Here is a 14,737-nt window from a genome sequence, read left to right on the forward strand (position 1 = left end):
GCGCAGCCCTCGCTCAGCCCCGCAGCACGGTGCGGTAGACGTCCATCGTGCGCTCCCCGATCGCCGCCCACGAGAAGTGCTCCTCGGCCCGACGCCGGCCCGCCTCTCCCATGTCCGCCGCGCGCTGCGGGTCGGAGAGCACGTCCAGCAGGGCGTCGCCGAGAGCGCGCACGAACGCCGGAGGGTCGAGCGGTGTCCCGGTGCCGTCGTCGGCCTGCTCGATCGGCACGAGCGCACCGGTGACGCCGTCCTCGACCACCTCGGGGATGCCACCGGTCGCGGTACCCACCACGGGCAGGCCCACGGCCATCGCCTCGAGGTTCACGATGCCGAGCGGTTCGTACACCGACGGGCACACGAACACGGTGCCGGCGGCGAGCACCGCCACCAGGTCGGGGCGGGGCAGCATCTCCTCGATCCACACCACGCCGGCGTCCCCGCCGCCGCGCTTCTCCCGCAGGCCCGCCACGAGAGACTTCACCTCGGTGAGGATCTCCGGGGTGTCGGGAGCGCCCGCGCACAGCACGAGCTGCACGTCGGCAGGCAGCGACTCGGCGGCACGCAGCAGGTACGGCAGGCCCTTCTGGCGGGTGATGCGACCCACGAACACGACCGAGGGCCGCTCCGGGTCGATGCCCAGGCGCCGCACGGCCTGCTCGGCGGCGTCCGCCTCGGGCCCCGTGGTGGCGGGCCGCGCCCAGCGCGACAGGTCGATGCCGTTGTGCACCACGTGGACCTTGGCCGGGTCCAGCTCGGGGTAGACGCGCAGGATGTCGGCGCGCATCCCGGCCGAGACGGCGATGATGCCGGCGGCGCCCAGGTAGGCGGTGCGCTCGGCCCAGGCCGAGAGGGCGTAGCCACCGCCGAGCTGCTCGGCCTTCCACGGGCGCAGCGGCTCGAGCGAGTGGGCGGAGACCACGTGCGGCACGCCGTGCAGCAGCCCGCCCAGGTGGCCGGCCATGTTGGCGTACCAGGTGTGGGAGTGCAGCAGGTCCGCCCCGGCGACGTCGGCCGCCATCGTGAGGTCGACGCCCAGGGTGGCGAGGGCGGGGTTGGCGTCGGCGAGCGAAGCGGGAACGGCGTACCCGAAGACGCCGTCGGCCTCGGCCTCGGGCCCGCGCGGGCCGTCGAACGCCCGCACCCGCACGTCGGCGTGCCGGCGCAGCACCGCCGACAGCTCGGCAACGTGCACCCCCGCACCCCCGTAGACGTGCGGGGGGAACTCGCGTGTCAGGAGGTCGACGCGGATCCTGCCCGCGGCGCGGTCGCCGGTCCGGGCCTCGGGGTGCTCGCGGGCGCTGTCCGGGACGCTGCCGGGCGCGCCGCCCGGGGTGCTGGCATCGGTCACGGACGACACGGTAGCGACCGGCCGGGCGCGCACGCACCGCGGACGCGCCGCCCCAGGCGCCCCTGCTGCGCCCCTCCGCTCGGCAGCGAGGCACGGCGGGCCCTAAGGTCGGTGGCATGGCGTCCACCCCACGCGTCCTCGCGATCGTCCTCGCTGGTGGCGAGGGCAAGAGGCTCATGCCGCTCACCGCCCACCGCGCCAAGCCCGCGGTGCCGTTCGGGGGCATCTACCGCCTCATCGACTTCGCGCTGTCGAACATCATCAACTCGCGCTACCTGCACGTCGTCGTGCTCACGCAGTACAAGTCCCACTCGCTGGACCGCCACATCTCCAAGACGTGGCGCATGTCGCCCCTGCTGGGCAACTACGTCTCCTCCGTGCCCGCCCAGCAGCGCGTCGGCAAGCACTGGTACCTCGGCAGCGCCGACGCGATCTACCAGTGCCTCAACATCATCGAGGACGAGCGGCCCGACATCGTCGTCGTGGTGGGTGCCGACCACGTCTACCGCATGGACTTCTCCCAGATGGTCGAGGCCCACGTCGAGTCCGGGGCACGGGCCACGGTCGCGGCGATCCGCCAGCCCATCTCGCTGGCCGACCAGTTCGGCGTCATCGACGTCGACCCGGCCGACCCGACCCGCATCCGCGACTTTCTCGAGAAGCCGGCGGACCCCACGGGCCTGCCCGACTCCCCCGACGAGGTCCTGGCGTCGATGGGCAACTACGTGTTCGACGTCGACGCGCTCGTCGAGGCGGTCACCAAGGACGCCGCCGACCCCGACTCGCGCCACGACATGGGGGGCGACATCATCCCGGCCTTCGTGGCCGAGGGGACCGCGGGGGTCTACGACTTCATCCGCAACGACGTGCCCGGCTCCACCGACCGCGACCGCGACTACTGGCGCGACGCCGGCACCATGGACGCCTACTTCGAGGCGAACAAGGACCTCATCGCCGTCCAGCCGGTCTTCAACCTCTACAACGACGAGTGGCCGCTCTACACGGGCTACATCGGCCTGCCGCCCGCCAAGTTCGTGCACGCCGGGCCCGGGCGCCTGGGCCACGCCGCCGACTCGATCGTCTCCCCGGGGGTGCTCGTCTCCGGTGCCACCGTCGCGGGGTCGATCCTCTCCCCCGGCGTGCACCTGCACTCCTGGGCCACCGTGACCGACGCCGTGCTCATGGACGGCGTGCAGGTGCACCGGCACGCGCAGGTGCACCGCGCCGTCGTCGACAAGAACGTGGTGGTGGGCGAGCGGGCCCGCATCGGCGTCGACCACGAGGAGGACCTCGCGCGGGGCTTCACCGTCACCGAGTCGGGCATCACCGTGGTCCCCAAGGGGACGATCGTCGCGTGAGCGCTCAGCGGACCGCTCCGGACCGCCGGTGGCTGGTGGTCACCGACGTCGACTCCACGTTCATCCAGCAAGAGGTCATCGAGCTCCTCGCGGAGCACGCCGGCACCCGCGACCAGGTGGCCGAGGTTACCGAGCGGGCGATGCGCGGTGAGCTCGACTTCGCCGCGTCGCTGCGCGAGCGCGTCGCCACGCTCGCCGGGGTGCCGCTCTCCGCGCTCGACGCCGTGCGCGAGGCCGTGGAGCTCTCCCCCGGCGCCGCCGACCTGGTCGCCGAGTGCCACCGGCGCGGCTGGGTCTTCGGCCTCGTCTCCGGCGGCTTCGAGGAGATCGTCGGCCCCCTGGCGGCCTCGCTCGGCATCAGGCGGGTTCGCGCCAACCGTCTCGAGGTCGCCGACGGCGTCCTGACCGGTCGCACCGTCGGCACCGTGGTCGACAAGGCGGTCAAGGCGCAGACGCTGCGCGCCTGGGCGGCCGAGGAGGGCGTCGACCTCGCCGACACGCTGGCCGTGGGTGACGGCGCCAACGACCTGGAGATGCTGGCGACCGCCGGGGTGGGTGTCGCCTACCGGGCCAAGCCCGTGGTGCGGGAGCAGGCCGCCCACGCGATCGACGGCGCTCTCGACGAGGTGCTGCAGATCGTGGACGGTCTCGCTCCCGTCCGCTGAACGCAGACGGCAGGCCCCGCCCGAGGCGGGGCCTGCCGTCGTGCTCGACGCCGTGACGGTCCTGCCCCGACGGCCGGAGCGCGGGGGCTCGCGGTGTCGTGCAGGCTGGGCGCCTCGTTCAGGCCGGGCGCGAGACCTCGACGAGACGCGCCGCGCCCCGCCCCCAGTCGGCCCAGGCGGCATCGGACTCCAGCACCGACCAGGTCGCCGTCGGCACCCCCACCCGCACCTGGACGAGCGCGGCGTCGTCGGAACCCGGGCCCGCCAGGTGGGCTGCGGTGGCGGCCATCGTGGGCTCGTGCCCGACGACGAGCACCGTGCGCACCTTCGGGTCGACACCGCGGACGAGGTCGAGGACGTCGGCCACCGACGCCTCGTACAGCTCAGGACGCATGGTGGCGCCGCCGCGCCCGGGGCCGCCGTCGAGCTGTGCCGAGAGCAGCTCCCACGTCTGGCGCGTCCGGAGCGCGGTCGACACCAGCGCGACGTCGGGCACGAAGCCCGCGGCCACGAGAGCCTTGCCGACCCTGCCCGCCTGCTCGCGGCCGTTGACCGCGAGCGGGCGCATCTCGTCGAGGCCCTCGCCTCGACCAGGCTCGGCCTTCGCGTGGCGGAGGAGCACCAGCCGTCGTCCGCTCATCGTCCCTCTCTGATCGCCCGGGAACCGCCGTGCGCGGGTCCCGGTGTCACAGAGTACGTGTCACTGCCCCATCGCGTGCACACCGCCGTCGACGTGAACGATCTCGCCGGTCGTGGCGGGGAACCAGTCCGAGAGCAGCGCGACCACGGCGCGGGCCGCGGGCTCGGCGGTCGTCTGGTCCCAGCCCAGCGGGGCGCGGCGGGGCCACGCGTCCTCCATGGTCTCGAAGCCGGGGATCGACTTGGCGGCCGTGGTGCGGATCGGGCCGGCCGAGACGAGGTTGGCGCGGATGCCGTCCGGGCCCAGGTCGCGGGCCAGGTAGCGGTTCGCGGACTCCAGGCCGGCCTTCGCCACGCCCATCCAGTCGTACACGGGCCAGGCGAACTGCGCGTCGAACGTGAGACCCACCACGGCGCCCCCCTCGGTCATGAGGGGCTTGGCGGCCACCGCGAGCGACTTGTAGGAGAAGGTCGAGACGTGGATCGCGGTGGCGACGTCCTCCCACGTCCCGGACAGGAAGTTGCCGCCCATCACGGACTGCGGCGCGAACCCGATCGAGTGCACGACGCCGTCGAGCCGCTCGACGCCGGCCTCGCGGACGGCGCCGGCCAGGTTGTCCAGGTCCTCCTGCGAGGTGACGTCGAGCTGCACCACGGGGGCCTCGACGGGCAGACGCTTGGCGAACGCCTGCGTGAGCTTCATCTGGCGGCCGAACGACGAGAGCACCACCTCGGCGCCCTCCTCCTGCGCGAGGCGCGCCGCGTGGAACGCGATCGAGCTGTCGGTCAGCACCCCGGTGACGAGGAGCTTCTTGCCGTCGAGCAGACCCATGATGACCTTTCGGAGGTTGTGCGGGGGGAAGGGACGCGTGACGCGTCGGTCAGTGGCCCATGCCCAGGCCGCCGTCCACGGGGACGACGGCGCCGGAGACGTAGGCCGCGGCGTCGGAGGCCAGGAAGCGGACGACGCCCGCGATCTCCGACGGCGCGGCGAAGCGGCCGGCCGGGATCGTGGACCTGTACTGCCTCTGCGTGTCCTCCGGCAGGGCCGCCGTCATGTCGGTCTCGACGTACCCGGGGGCCACCACGTTGGCCGTGATGCCGCGCCCGCCGAGCTCGCGCGTGATCGAGCGGGCCATGCCCACCAGCGCCGCCTTGGAGGAGGCGTAGTTGACCTGGCCGGGACCGCCGAGCAGCCCGACGACGGAGCCGACCAGGACGATGCGGCCGCGACGCAGGCGGATCATGCCCTTGGACGCGCGGCGCACGCACCGGAAGGTGCCCGTGAGGTTGACGTCGAGCACGCTGGTGAAGTCGTCGTCCGTCATGCGCATCAGCAGCCCGTCGCGGGTGACTCCCGCGTTGGCCACGAGCACCTCGACCGGGCCGAGGTCTGACTCGATGGCGGTGAACGCGGCGTCCACGGCGTCGGAGTCCGTGACGTCGGCGACGTAGCCGTGCACCCCCTCGGGCAGGTCGCCGCCGCGGTAGAGCGTGGCGACGGTGTCGCCGCCGGCCACGAAGGCCTCGGCGATGGCGCGGCCGATGCCGCGCGCGGCACCGGTCACGACGACGACGCGGGGGGCGACGTCGGGCGTGGTGTCGGCGGGGGACGTGCTCACGGCGGTTTCCTTCCTGCGGGCGGCTGGACCAGGGCGAACGTACCCCGCGCGAGCGTCCGCCGGTGCCCACGCCGCAGACCGCATCAGGGCGCGGACTTGTCGGTTTCCTACAAGCCTCGCCTGCCACCGGCGGCGCACCCCGGCCCCGGCCGCTCCTCGTAGACTGACCGGGTGAGCCCCTCCCCCGCATCCCCCGGGCGCCCCTCGCCCCGCGAGCGGCACACGGAGCAGGTGCCCTCGATCACCGGGGCGCAGGAACCGCTGACGCAGGAGCAGGCGCGCCGCGCGCGCCGGTACCTGTGGCAGATGGGGCTGCGCGTCGTCTGCTTCGTCGGTGCGTTCATGGCCACCGGGTGGCTCCGCTGGACCATGCTCGCGGCCGCCGTCGTCATCCCCTACGTGGCCGTGCTGCTGGTCAACGCTGGCCGCGACAAGGTGAGCTACGACACCTCCGCGATGCCCCCGGCGCAGCCGCAGGCCCTGCCCGCCCGTCCGACGGACAGCGACCGGCAGAGCCCAGGCTCCCCGGGCTCGCGCACCGGAGCCGGCGACGACGACGCCGGGCACCGAGCGGGTGAGCACGGGGCAGCCGGGCACCGGGTGATCGAGCACCGCGACGACCCCACCCCGGGCGCGGGGCGCACGAGCGACGACACCGGCGAGCACGAGGAGCACTGATGGACCTGCTGGGGACGGCCGACGCCGTGGCGGAGGGCGAGCTGCTCTGCTCCGCCAAGGGCTGCCGCGCCGAGGCAGCGTGGGGCCTGCTGTGGAACAACCCGAAGATCCACACCCCCGAGCGCCGCAAGGTGTGGCTGGCGTGCGACGAGCACCGTGAGCACCTCGAGCAGTTCCTCTCGCGCCGGGACTTCTGGAAGCAGACCGTCCCTGTGGACGCGCTCGACCGGTTCAGCCCGGAGGCTCGCCCATGACCGCCGAGCCCGGCACCTCCACCGCCCGCCCCGGCGCCGAGACCAGCAGGCCCGCCGGTGGCCCACCGGGGCCGCCGCCGGACCCGGACGCCGGGGTGCGCACGCCGCGCACGCGCCGCCAGTGGGTGACGCTCGGCGTCGCCGCCGTGCTGCTGGCCGCGCTGTGCGTGGCCGCCGCCGTCTGGCAGTGGCACCGGTACACCGAGCGCGAGGCGCAGATCGCGCTGGTCGAGCGCAACTACGGGGCCGAGCCGGTCCCCGTGGAGCAGGTGCTGCCCGGCCCCGGGGCCGTGCTGGAGGCCGAGGACGTGTGGCGGCCCGCCACGCTCACCGGCCGGTACGTGCCTGACGCGACGGTGCTGCTGCGCAACCGGCCGGTCAACGCCACGCCGGGGTTCCACGTGCTGGTGCCGTTCGAGACCGACAGCGGGCTGGTGGTGGTCGTGGACCGCGGGTTCGTGCCGCTCGGGGCCGACTCCAGCCAGCCCGACGAGGTGCCCGCTCCCCCGGCCGGCCAGGTCCGCGCCGTCGTGACGCTGCGCGCCGACGAGCCCCGTACCACCCGGGGGGCGCCGGCGGGGCAGGTGCAGGCGATCAGCACGGAGCAGGTGCTGGCCGCCGCACCGGCGGGCGCCGGCTGGGCCGAGGGCCGCACCGTGGAGGCGTACGGCCAGCTGCGCTCGGAGGACCCGGCCCCGACGCAGTCCCTGGTGGCGCTGACGCCGCCGGACCTCGACCCCGGTTCGCACCTGTCGTACACGTTCCAGTGGTGCGTCTTCGCCCTCGGTGCCGTAGGCGGCTACGTGCTGCTGTGGCGGCGCGAGACTCGGGGCAGCACCGTGACGGCCGGGGACCTGCTGCTCGCCACGGGTGAGCAGGGGACGCGGTCGCGCCGCCCCGAGCGCAGGCGCCGGCCCACGGACGAGGAGCTGGAGGACGCCCTGCTCGACGGTCCTTGACGACCGCGGGGGAACGACGCCGGCCCCACCGGACGCCTCTGCGCGCCGCCCCGGTAGACTCGGACGGCCGCCGACGACGCCGGCCCCACCGCCCGCGACCCCCGAGGACCACGAACCTTGATCACCGCTCACGGCGTCGAGATCTCCATCGGCGCCCGCGTCCTGCTGCACCCGGCGAGCTTCCGCATCGCCGAGGGCGACCGCATCGGCCTGGTCGGCCGCAACGGCGCCGGCAAGACGACCCTGACCAAGACCCTCGCGGGCGAGACACAGCCCACGGCCGGGCAGATCGTGCGCTCGAGCGACGTGGGATACCTCCCGCAGGACCCGCGCACGGGCGACCTGGACGTCCTGGCGATGGACCGGGTGCTGTCGGCACGCGGCCTGGACCACGTGGTGCGGCAGATGCGCGAGACCGAGGGCCAGATGGCCTCGGCCGACCCGGACACCATGACGGCCGCCCTCGAGCGCTACCCGAAGCTCGAGGCCCGGTTCCTGGCCGCGGGCGGGTACGCCGCGGAGTCCGAGGCACACCGCATCACGAGCAACCTGGGGCTGGACGACCGCATCCTGGCGCAGCCGCTGCACACGCTCTCGGGCGGCCAGCGCCGACGCGTGGAGCTGGCTCGCATCCTGTTCTCGGGCGTCGGGACGCTGCTGCTCGACGAGCCGACCAACCACCTCGACGCCGACTCGATCGTCTGGCTGCGCGAGTACCTCAAGACGTACCCGGGCGGCTTCGTGGTCATCTCCCACGACGTCGAGCTGCTGCGCGCCACCGTGAACAAGGTGTTCCACCTGGACGCCAACCGCGGCGAGCTCGACCAGTACAACCTCGGCTGGGACAAGTATCTCGAGCAGCGCGAACAGGACGAGCGCCGCCGCCGCCGCGAGCGGGCCAACGCGGAGAAGAAGGCCGGCGCGCTGATGGCGCAGGCTGAGAAGATGCGCGCCAAGGCCACCAAGGCCACCGCCGCGCAGAACATGATGCGCCGGGCCGAGACCATGCTGGGCGGGCTCGAGGGCGAGCGGCAGGCCGACCGCGTGGCCAAGCTGCGGTTCCCCAAGCCCGCACCGAGCGGCCGCACACCTCTGATGGCCAAGGACCTGTCGAAGTCGTACGGCTCGCTCGAGGTGTTCACGGGCGTGGACCTGGCGATCGACCGCGGCTCACGCGTGGTGATCCTGGGGTTCAACGGTGCCGGCAAGACGACGATGCTGCGCATCCTCGCCGGGGTCGAGGCGCCGGACACGGGCGAGGTGATCCCCGGGCACGGGCTCAAGCTGGGCTACTACGCCCAGGAGCACGACACGCTCGACATGGACGCCACCGTCGTGGAGAACCTGCGGCACGCGGCCCCCGACCTGACCGACACCGAGGTGCGGTCGGTGCTGGGCTCGTTCCTGTTCTCGGGCGACGACGCCGACAAGCCGACGCACGTGCTCTCGGGCGGAGAGAAGACGCGCCTGGCCCTGGCCACGCTGGTGGTCTCGAGCGCCAACGTGCTGCTGCTGGACGAGCCCACCAACAACCTGGACCCGGGGTCGCGCGCCGAGATCCTCGGAGCGCTCAAGACGTACGAGGGCGCCGTCGTCATGGTGACCCACGACGACGGCGCCGTCGAGGCGCTCGAGCCCGAGCGGGTGCTGCTGCTGCCCGACGGGGACGAGGACCTGTGGAACGACTCCTACGCGGAGCTGGTGTCCCTGGCGTGAGTCGGCCGGGCGCCGGCCCGCCCGGTCACGCGAAGCCGAACAGCGGCGGGAACAGGAGCACCACCACCGCGGCCCACGCGCCGTAGGCGGGCAGGTACGCCGTCTGCCAGCGCTCGACGGCGGCGAAGGGCTGGCGCCCGCGCACGAAGCCGAGGCCGAGCCGTGCCGCCCACACCAGGTGCGCGAGCAGCACGAGGTTGAGGCCGAGCGCGGCGGTCTTGTTGGCGGTGAGGCCGAACTCGGCGATGCGGGTGACCATCGCCGTCAGGGCGACGGCGTCGACCGCGAGCGCCGCACCGACCAGGACGAGCTGGACCCAGTCGAAGACGCCGGGCCGCGCGTGCGGGTCCCGTGCCGAGATCGAGTACAGGAGCAGGGCCAGGACGAGCACGAGCACGGCGTCCATGAGGATGAGCAGCTCGCGGTCGACGGCGGTGAGCGGCCCCCCGACCAGGAGCACGACGAACATCGCTGCGAGCATGACGATGGTCAGGGGCGTGAAGACCCGGGTGAGGACGGGGGCGATGTTCTCGACCACGCTCTTCTTCGCCTCGACGAGCCAGGCGGCCACGAGGAGCGCCCCGGGCATAGCGAAGGGCAGGACCCAGCCACTGAGGGCGGCCTCGAAGTCGACCTCCACGAGGGACAGGACGCCGAAGGTCAGCCCGATCAGCAGGCCCCCGCCCAGGGCGATGAGGGCGAGGTAGACGGCGAGCTCGCCGGTGAAGCGGACGAAGTCCATCCTGCGGGGGTGGGAGCGCCAGGCCCCGCCGGCGTAGAAGACGCCGACGAGCAGCCACAGCACCACGGGGGCGTGGGTGGCGGCGAGGACGGCGGTCATGCCCGGGTCGCCCTCCCCTGCGGGGACGAACGGGTAGAGGTTGACGGCCAGGGCGAGCACGGCGGCGACAGTGACGACCACGGCTGCGACGACGGGGGCCGGCCGACGCTTCCACGCGAACCAGCCGGCGAGGAACGGCAGCACGACGAACGCTGCGTTGCGGACCATGACCATCTCGTCGGCGGTGGCGGCCACCAGGATCTTGATCGCGAGGCCGGCCCCGAGGGCGAAGGCGAGCAGCACCGCGAGGTCGCGCCACCAGGTTCTGGCGCCGGGCTCCCCGGGCACGAGGACCAGCTGTTTCCAGAGCCGGTCGGAGTGCTCGCGGGCGAACTCGCGCGAGACGGCGTCGAGACCGCCCATGCGCTTGACGGCGACGAGGAACGCTTCGTCGTCGTCGAGCCCGCCGGCGGTGAGGTCGGCGATCTGCCCGCGCAGGTGGTCTTCGAGCTCGTCGACGTCGGCCGACACGACGGCCTGGCGTCGCTGGAGGTAGGCCCGCCACTGGTCGATCTGGGCCTCGAGGGTGGTGTGGTCGCTCATCAGGCCCATCCCTCCGCCGGGCGCAGGGCCTGCGGGCCGGTGCGGACGTCCTGCCAGACCTGGCGCAGGGCGTCGGACACGACGCCCCACTGGGCCTGGCGCTCGGCGAGCGCCTCGCGGCCGGCGGTGGTGAGGCTGTAGTGCTTGCGACGGCGGCCGGCCTCGGAGGTTCCCCAGGTGGCCTCGACGTAGCCGAGGCGCTCGAGCCGGTGGAGCAGGGGGTAGAGCATGCCGTCGGTCCACTGCATGCGGCCGTCGGAGAGCTCGGCGACGCGCTTGACGATGGCGTAGCCGTGCAGGTCGCCTCCGGCGAGGATGCCGAGGACGAGGGGGGTGGCTGAGGCGGCCACGAGGTCCTTGTCGATGCGCACGATGTCTCCATACCTAGGAGTGCTAGGGGTTTTACCCTAGCACTCCTAGGTATGCGCGACCGATCATCGCGCGCCCCACGCGTGCGAGCCGCGCCGCCGCGCGCCAGGATCCGGCAGGTGAGGCCCGTGCCGTCCCGTCCGCGCTCCGCGACCGCCCGTCGCGCGCTGACGGCCGCCACGGCGTGCGCCGCGCTCGCCGCCCTGACCGCCTGCGGCCCCGCAGCGGGGCGGGCCGAGAGCACCGACGCGCTCCTGTCCGTCACTGACCAGCTCGACGCCGCCGGCTCCGCCGTCGCCACCGCACGACTCGCCGTCGAAGCCCGCGCCGACGGGCACCTGCCCGCCGTCACCGCCGACGCCGCCATCAGCGACGCGGTCGAGACGGCGTCCGGAGCCGTCCACGCCATCGGCACCCTCGTGGTGCCCGACAGCGCCACCGACCAGGTGCGGCGGGCCGCGCTGGACGCCTCCGAGATCGCCGTCGGCCCGGTCGCCAGCGCCCGCACCTGGCTCGGCACGAGCGCCGCCGACGCCGCCGCGCCCCCGGACCTGCTCGACGCGCTCGACGACGCCTCGACCGCCGTCGAGAGAGCGCACGCGGCCGTCCAGCAGGCAGCGTCGGAGCGGGCGGCGAGATGAAGCGGCTGCTCGCCGTCGCCCTCGGCATCCTGACCGCCATCGGCGGCTTCCTCGACGCCGGAGACCTCGTGACCAACGCCGTCGTGGGGTCGCGGTTCGGCATGTCCCTGGCCTGGGTGGTGGGCGCGGGTGTGATCGGCATCTGCGTGTTCGCCCACATGTCCGGCAAGGTCGCGGCCGTCTCCGGTCGCGCCACGTTCGAGATCATCCGCGAGCGCCTCGGACCGCGCGCGGCCGGGCTGAACCTCGCGGCAAGCCTCGCCGTCACCGTGCTCACGCTGGTCGCCGAGGTGGGCGGCATCGCCCTCGCGCTCCAGCTCGCCAGCAGCGTGGACCACCGGCTGTGGGTGCCCGTCGCAGCCCTCGCGGTCTGGCTCGTGCTGTGGCGGGTCAAGTTCGAGATCATGGAGAACGTCACCGGCCTCCTCGGGCTCGCGCTCGTCGGCTTCGCCGTCGCCGTCTTCCTCCTGGGGCCCGACTGGGGCGAGCTCGCCGCGCAGCTCGCCCCGCAGGTTCCCGTCGAGGAGGACGCCGGCACGTACTGGTACTACGCGATAGCCCTGTTCGGTGCCGCCATGACCCCGTACGAGGTGTTCTTCTTCTCTTCCGGGGGCGTCGAGGAGGGTTGGACCGCCAAGGACCTGGCCACGTCGCGGCTCAACGTGCTCGTGGGGTTCCCCCTGGGCGGTCTCCTGTCCGTCTCGATCGCCGCGTGCGCGGCCCTCGTGCTGATGCCCGCCGGGATTCAGGTCGACGCGATGTCCCAGCTCACCCTGCCGGTCGCCCAGGCCGGCGGCACGCTGCTCGTGGCCGTGATCATCGTGGGCATCGTGGCCGCCACGTTCGGCGCCGCGCTCGAGACGGCGCTCTCGACCGGGTACAGCCTCTCGCAGTACCTCGGGTGGTCGTGGGGCAAGTTCCGCCGGCCCGCCCAGGCCGCGCGCTTCCACCTCGCCATGATCCTGGCCCTCGTGGTCGCCGTGGCGGTGCTGGCCACGAACGTGGACCCCATCGCGGTCACCGAGTACTCCGTCGTCTTCTCCGCGGTGGCGCTGCCCCTGACCTACCTCCCGATCCTCGTCGTCGCCAACGACCCCGAGTACATGGGCGACCAGGTCAACGGCCGCGCCATGAACGCCGTAGCGACCGTGTACCTGGTCATCATCGTCGTGGCAGCGGTGGCCGCCATCCCTCTCATGATCGCGACGGAGGCCGGCGGATGACCGGCGCCGCTCCCCTGCTCCCGGAACCGCGGCAGCCCGGCCGCGTGCTCGACGCCCGCCTGCACCTGCTCGACCGGCAGGTGCTCGACGTCGACAGCGTGCCCGTCGGCACGCTGGACGACCTGGAGCTGGGCCCCTCCGGCCCCGGAGCCGCGGCAGGCAGCCCGCGCGCCGACGACCCGCCCCTCGACGGCACCACCACCGTGGTGGTCACCGCGCTGCTCTCCGGGCCGGTGCTCGGCACGCGCGTCTTCGGCGGGCGCCCGCCCGCCTCCCGCTGGCACCGGGTGCTGTGGCGCCACGTCACCGACGTCGGCACCGCCGTCCGCCTCGCCAACCGCGGCGACGACCTCGACCTCACGTGGACCGAGCGCTGGGTGCGCGACCACGTCGTCGGACGCCTCCCCGGCGGCCGCCACGACCCCGACGCGGGACCATGAGGAGCTCCCGATGATCGCCTCAGACCTGCTGGACGCGCGGGTGCTCGAGGCCGACGGGCAGGCCGTCGGCTGGGTGGTGGACCTGCGCCTCGTGCTCGACGGCACCACCGACGGCATCCTCGCCCGGCCCCGCCTGCACGGGCTCGTGGTCTCGCCACGCACCCGCACCTCGTTCCTCGGGTTCGAGCGCTCCGACGTCCGCTCACCCTGGCCGATCGCACCGCTGCTGCGCCGCTGGCACCGCGGCACCTTCCTGGTGCACTGGCCCGACGTCGCCCGCGTGCCCGAGCCCGACGACGCCGACCACCCCGGGCCGGCCGTCGTCGTGCTGCGCCCCGGCTACCTCCGGTACGACGCCACCCTGCACCGCTGACGCCTCGGGCATGAGGTCGAGCGCACCCGCGTCACTCCTCCCGCAGGTGCCGGCCCCTAGGCTGGGCGTCCGCACCACCCTCCTCGGACGGCAGCGGCTCGGGCTCCACCCGCACCTCCTCGCGGGTCACCGGCACCGTCTGCGTCACGTTCTCCGTGACCGCGTACTTGCGCAGGCGCATCCTGCCCACCTCACGCTCACCGACGCCGGCCGTCTCGCCCTCCGCAGCGGTGCCGGCCGCCGTGCCCTCGCCAGCCGTCGCGTCACCCGGCGACCCCGAGGTGGAGGCCGCCTGGCCGCCACCAGCAGAGCCCTGCTCCTCGACAGGAGCCTGCCCCCCGCCCGCGACGGGCGTCGCCGCGGGGACGTCGTCCGCGCCGCCACCCTGCTGGCTCGCTGCCGTGTCCCGCTGCCACGAACCCCGGGCGTCGGACGGCGTGCCACCCGACGCCGGGCGCTCGCCCTGCGGCGGGCCACCCGCGGCACCGGCAGCCCCTGCTGCGCCGGTCCCTGGCCCCGCTGCGGCAGCGTCGTGACCGCCTTCGTCATCGAGACCGTAGTAGCGGTACAGCTCGTCCTCCTCCTCGGGAGCGAGCTCGCCGTCCGGGTCGATCTTGGGCGCACCCTTGACCGTGTCCTTGGTGTACGGCACCCGGATGTCACCGTCCTGAGCGGCAGTGTCCTCCGACACCGGCACGAACGACTCCGCGCTGCCGAAGAACCCCGTCTTGACGGTGAGCCAGCTCGGCCGGCCCGTCCTGTCGTCCAGGTAGACGTCCACGGCCTTGCCGATCTTGTCGCCGTCGGCGCCGACCACGGTCGCGCCCCCGTCGGCCAGCTCCTGCAGCTGTGCGGATGTCAGCATCTTCGTCCCCTCCCACGCCTTGGTGTCGGGGCCCGGCGACGGCCGCCCTCGTCACGGCGACGCCTGCGAAGCCCTCCGGACACTCTCACGGAAGCATCGCCCTCCCCCGGCCGCAACCTCTCAGCCTTCCCGCCACCTTGCGGGCTGCCCCGCCCAGGGTGACCGTGGAAGTGCGGTTCCAGCCGAGCACGATCTGAGGAGGC

17 protein-coding genes are annotated in these 14,737 nt (G+C 73.7%); 10 read left to right on the forward strand and 7 right to left on the reverse strand.

The window, feature by feature from the left end; all coding sequences use genetic code 11:
* Nucleotides 1-13: 13 nt before the first annotated feature.
* On the reverse strand, nt 14-1,249 hold the full coding sequence (gene glgA / locus DNL40_RS11585) for a glycogen synthase (RefSeq protein ID WP_111251464.1): 1,236 nt from the start codon (nt 1,247-1,249) through the stop codon (nt 14-16).
* Between the two features lie 215 nt (nt 1,250-1,464).
* Here glgA and glgC point away from each other — a divergent pair, with 215 nt between their 5' ends.
* Both glgC and serB read left to right on the forward strand, forming a co-directional pair.
* Nucleotides 1,465-2,706, forward strand: coding sequence for a glucose-1-phosphate adenylyltransferase (glgC, locus tag DNL40_RS11590; RefSeq protein WP_111251414.1), 1,242 nt, complete (start codon nt 1,465-1,467; stop codon nt 2,704-2,706).
* Entirely contained in the window at nt 2,703-3,371 is a 669-nt protein-coding gene (gene serB, locus DNL40_RS11595) for a phosphoserine phosphatase SerB (protein WP_111251415.1), read from the forward strand. Before glgC ends, serB begins: the two co-directional genes overlap by 4 nt.
* Before the next feature lie 118 nt (nt 3,372-3,489).
* On the opposite strand, the gene DNL40_RS11600 is transcribed toward serB, so the two are convergent.
* Genes DNL40_RS11600 through fabG form a run of 3 tightly spaced genes read right to left on the reverse strand, consistent with a single transcriptional unit; the run spans nt 3,490 to nt 5,632 of the window.
* The gene (locus DNL40_RS11600) at nt 3,490-4,011 is read right to left on the reverse strand and encodes a SixA phosphatase family protein (RefSeq protein ID WP_111251416.1); all 522 of its coding nucleotides are present in this window, start codon (nt 4,009-4,011) and stop codon (nt 3,490-3,492) included.
* 60 nt (nt 4,012-4,071) lie between these two features.
* Nucleotides 4,072-4,842: an enoyl-ACP reductase FabI gene (gene fabI, locus DNL40_RS11605; RefSeq protein ID WP_111251417.1), complete on the reverse strand. Its 771-nt coding sequence runs from the start codon at nt 4,840-4,842 to the stop codon at nt 4,072-4,074.
* A 49-nt stretch (nt 4,843-4,891) separates the two neighbouring features.
* Nucleotides 4,892-5,632 (reverse strand): 3-oxoacyl-ACP reductase FabG, encoded by a 741-nt coding sequence (gene fabG / locus DNL40_RS11610; protein WP_245885871.1) that lies wholly within the window; start codon nt 5,630-5,632, stop codon nt 4,892-4,894.
* A 171-nt stretch (nt 5,633-5,803) separates the two neighbouring features.
* Here fabG and DNL40_RS11615 point away from each other — a divergent pair, with 171 nt between their 5' ends.
* From DNL40_RS11615 to DNL40_RS11630, 4 genes are all read left to right on the forward strand, one after another.
* Nucleotides 5,804-6,310, forward strand: coding sequence for a DUF3099 domain-containing protein (locus DNL40_RS11615; RefSeq protein WP_245885872.1), 507 nt, complete (start codon nt 5,804-5,806; stop codon nt 6,308-6,310).
* The gene (locus tag DNL40_RS11620; protein WP_111251420.1) at nt 6,310-6,564 is read left to right on the forward strand and encodes a hypothetical protein; all 255 of its coding nucleotides are present in this window, start codon (nt 6,310-6,312) and stop codon (nt 6,562-6,564) included. The genes DNL40_RS11615 and DNL40_RS11620 overlap by 1 nt, the downstream gene beginning before the upstream one ends.
* Nucleotides 6,561-7,523, forward strand: coding sequence for an SURF1 family cytochrome oxidase biogenesis protein (locus DNL40_RS11625; RefSeq protein ID WP_111251421.1), 963 nt, complete (start codon nt 6,561-6,563; stop codon nt 7,521-7,523). Before DNL40_RS11620 ends, DNL40_RS11625 begins: the two co-directional genes overlap by 4 nt.
* A gap of 117 nt (nt 7,524-7,640) precedes the next feature.
* The gene (locus tag DNL40_RS11630) at nt 7,641-9,239 is read left to right on the forward strand and encodes an ABC-F family ATP-binding cassette domain-containing protein (RefSeq protein WP_111251422.1); all 1,599 of its coding nucleotides are present in this window, start codon (nt 7,641-7,643) and stop codon (nt 9,237-9,239) included.
* Between the two features lie 25 nt (nt 9,240-9,264).
* Here DNL40_RS11630 and DNL40_RS11635 read toward each other — a convergent pair whose 3' ends face one another.
* Complete coding sequence (locus tag DNL40_RS11635) at nt 9,265-10,623, reverse strand: permease prefix domain 1-containing protein (protein ID WP_111251465.1); 1,359 nt, start codon at nt 10,621-10,623, stop codon at nt 9,265-9,267.
* Nucleotides 10,623-10,994, reverse strand: coding sequence for a PadR family transcriptional regulator (locus tag DNL40_RS11640; protein WP_111251423.1), 372 nt, complete (start codon nt 10,992-10,994; stop codon nt 10,623-10,625). Before DNL40_RS11640 ends, DNL40_RS11635 begins: the two co-directional genes overlap by 1 nt.
* A gap of 126 nt (nt 10,995-11,120) precedes the next feature.
* On the opposite strand from DNL40_RS11640, the gene DNL40_RS11645 reads away from it, so the two are divergent.
* The 4 genes from DNL40_RS11645 to DNL40_RS11660 are packed head-to-tail and all read left to right on the forward strand — an operon-like array spanning nt 11,121 to nt 13,669.
* Nucleotides 11,121-11,633: a hypothetical protein gene (locus DNL40_RS11645; RefSeq protein WP_111251424.1), complete on the forward strand. Its 513-nt coding sequence runs from the start codon at nt 11,121-11,123 to the stop codon at nt 11,631-11,633.
* A complete protein-coding gene (locus tag DNL40_RS11650; RefSeq protein WP_111251425.1) occupies nt 11,630-12,856 on the forward strand; it encodes an NRAMP family divalent metal transporter in 1,227 nt (408 codons plus the stop codon). The genes DNL40_RS11645 and DNL40_RS11650 overlap by 4 nt, the downstream gene beginning before the upstream one ends.
* Nucleotides 12,853-13,296 carry a hypothetical protein gene (locus DNL40_RS11655; protein ID WP_111251426.1) on the forward strand — a complete coding sequence of 148 codons (444 nt, stop codon included), beginning with the start codon at nt 12,853-12,855 and terminating at the stop codon, nt 13,294-13,296. The genes DNL40_RS11650 and DNL40_RS11655 overlap by 4 nt, the downstream gene beginning before the upstream one ends.
* 10 nt (nt 13,297-13,306) lie before the next feature.
* Nucleotides 13,307-13,669 (forward strand): PRC-barrel domain-containing protein, encoded by a 363-nt coding sequence (locus tag DNL40_RS11660; protein ID WP_111251427.1) that lies wholly within the window; start codon nt 13,307-13,309, stop codon nt 13,667-13,669.
* Between the two features lie 31 nt (nt 13,670-13,700).
* Here the strand turns inward: DNL40_RS11660 and DNL40_RS16780 are convergent, their stop codons facing one another.
* On the reverse strand, nt 13,701-14,534 hold the full coding sequence (locus DNL40_RS16780; protein ID WP_111251428.1) for a PRC-barrel domain-containing protein: 834 nt from the start codon (nt 14,532-14,534) through the stop codon (nt 13,701-13,703).
* Nucleotides 14,535-14,737: the final 203 nt, after the last annotated feature.

Origin of the sequence: Xylanimonas oleitrophica, assembly GCF_003244315.1 — a bacterium.
Lineage (GTDB): Bacteria > Actinomycetota > Actinomycetes > Actinomycetales > Cellulomonadaceae > Xylanimonas_A > Xylanimonas_A oleitrophica.

Bases quoted from the DNA above. Each gene is read 5' to 3' on its own strand.
- DNL40_RS11660 (WP_111251427.1), top strand. From the start codon at position 13,307: ATGATCGCCTCAGACCTGCTGGACGCGCGGGTGCTCGAGGCCGACGGG.
- DNL40_RS11625 (WP_111251421.1), top strand. From the start codon at position 6,561: ATGACCGCCGAGCCCGGCACCTCCACCGCCCGCCCCGGCGCCGAGACC.
- DNL40_RS11620 (WP_111251420.1), top strand. From the start codon at position 6,310: ATGGACCTGCTGGGGACGGCCGACGCCGTGGCGGAGGGCGAGCTGCTC.
- DNL40_RS11650 (WP_111251425.1), top strand. From the start codon at position 11,630: ATGAAGCGGCTGCTCGCCGTCGCCCTCGGCATCCTGACCGCCATCGGC.
- DNL40_RS11600 (WP_111251416.1), bottom strand. From the start codon at position 4,011: ATGAGCGGACGACGGCTGGTGCTCCTCCGCCACGCGAAGGCCGAGCCT.
- DNL40_RS11655 (WP_111251426.1), top strand. From the start codon at position 12,853: ATGACCGGCGCCGCTCCCCTGCTCCCGGAACCGCGGCAGCCCGGCCGC.
- glgC (WP_111251414.1), top strand. From the start codon at position 1,465: ATGGCGTCCACCCCACGCGTCCTCGCGATCGTCCTCGCTGGTGGCGAG.
- fabI (WP_111251417.1), bottom strand. From the start codon at position 4,842: ATGGGTCTGCTCGACGGCAAGAAGCTCCTCGTCACCGGGGTGCTGACC.
- DNL40_RS16780 (WP_111251428.1), bottom strand. From the start codon at position 14,534: ATGCTGACATCCGCACAGCTGCAGGAGCTGGCCGACGGGGGCGCGACC.
- DNL40_RS11635 (WP_111251465.1), bottom strand. From the start codon at position 10,623: ATGAGCGACCACACCACCCTCGAGGCCCAGATCGACCAGTGGCGGGCC.